Genomic DNA, 278 nt, shown 5'->3' on the forward strand with positions numbered 1-278 from the left:
CAATGCGGGGGGACGTCGCCACTTCTTCAGATATGCCGTGGTCTGTTGCGTACTGTCTAGTCAGATCGTCCCTGATGTGATGCACAAGCTCCAGATGCAACTGTCGGTTGTACTTCTCCCCATCCAGCGCCGTCACCGCACCGGCTCCGCCGCCCACGACGCCACCCACAGCCACGCTGGCCAGCTCCATCAACGTCCTGCCTTCGGCGCTGTTCGGATCGATGTGGTGATCGGCGAGGTAATTGGCCATCGCCCCACTGGCGGCTTCACTCGCCGCC

Annotated in this window: 1 protein-coding gene; it reads right to left on the reverse strand. The window is 62.6% G+C overall.

The genetic code is table 11. The annotated features are described in order from the left end of the window. Positions 1-250 (reverse strand): hypothetical protein (locus UU9_RS17040; RefSeq protein ID WP_040671315.1); only part of this gene is annotated, 250 nt, incomplete at its 3' end. Between the last annotated feature and the right edge of the window lie 28 nt (positions 251-278).

It is taken from the genome of Rhodanobacter fulvus Jip2 (assembly GCF_000264315.1).
GTDB classification, from domain to species: domain Bacteria; phylum Pseudomonadota; class Gammaproteobacteria; order Xanthomonadales; family Rhodanobacteraceae; genus Rhodanobacter; species Rhodanobacter fulvus.